Here is a 721-nt window from a genome sequence, read left to right as displayed (position 1 = left end):
TAACGCCTTGCTAAGGTGTGAGCAACGCAATACCTTAGCCTCCGCATAATACCTTAAACACATAAACCGACGCATAGTAAAAATGCCACGCGTTGCGAATCACTCTTAAGCAACTTGTTATACCGCTTGGTTGAGGCTAAAATGACCAACATAAAGACCACTTAAGAGACCGATTATATGACCACTAGAATTTTAGCCGATGTTGCTGCAAGCATTACCGAGTTGAAAGCTAACCCTATGAAAGTTGCAACTAGTGCTTACGGCGAACCTGTTGCTGTATTAAACCGAAATGAGCCCGCATTTTATTGTGTACCTGCCGAAGCGTACGAAATGATGATGGACAGACTCGAGGATCTTGAACTACTAGCTATCGCTAAGGAGCGTGAATCTGAAGAGAGCATTTCGGTAAATATTGATGACCTATAAACTCGACTTTAAAAAGAGCGCACTCAAAGAGTGGAAAAAGCTTGGATCTACTCTGCAACAACAATTTAAGAAAAAGCTGATAGAACGCTTAGATAACCCACATGTTCCGGCTTCAAAGCTTTCTGGAGCTGACAACATGTATAAAATTAAGTTGCGTCAATCTGGCTACCGTCTCGTCTACAAAGTTGAAGACGATGTCATCATTGTAACCGTCTTAGCAGTCGGAAAACGCGAACGTAGCGATGTTTACCGTAAAGCCATGAAAAGGTTAGATGATTGATTGCGGTATAACGCC

2 protein-coding genes are annotated in these 721 nt (G+C 42.3%); both read left to right on the top strand.

Translation table 11 applies throughout. From position 1 onward, the window contains the following. Window positions 1–177: 177 nt before the first annotated feature. Window positions 178–426, top strand: coding sequence for a type II toxin-antitoxin system Phd/YefM family antitoxin (locus tag UF05_RS14490; RefSeq protein WP_005377003.1), 249 nt, complete (start codon window positions 178–180; stop codon window positions 424–426). Then, window positions 416–706, top strand: coding sequence for a type II toxin-antitoxin system RelE family toxin (locus UF05_RS14485; protein ID WP_005377002.1), 291 nt, complete (start codon window positions 416–418; stop codon window positions 704–706). Before UF05_RS14490 ends, UF05_RS14485 begins: the two co-directional genes overlap by 11 nt. Window positions 707–721: the final 15 nt, after the last annotated feature.

The organism is Vibrio sp. S457-15, assembly GCF_000960545.1.
Lineage (GTDB): Bacteria > Pseudomonadota > Gammaproteobacteria > Enterobacterales > Vibrionaceae > Vibrio > Vibrio parahaemolyticus.
Note: the sequence above shows the minus strand (reverse complement) of the source record. Positions and strands in the feature narration are given on the sequence as shown.

Bases quoted from the DNA above. Each gene is read 5' to 3' on its own strand.
- UF05_RS14490 (WP_005377003.1), top strand. From the start codon at position 178: ATGACCACTAGAATTTTAGCCGATGTTGCTGCAAGCATTACCGAGTTG.
- UF05_RS14485 (WP_005377002.1), top strand. From the start codon at position 416: ATGACCTATAAACTCGACTTTAAAAAGAGCGCACTCAAAGAGTGGAAA.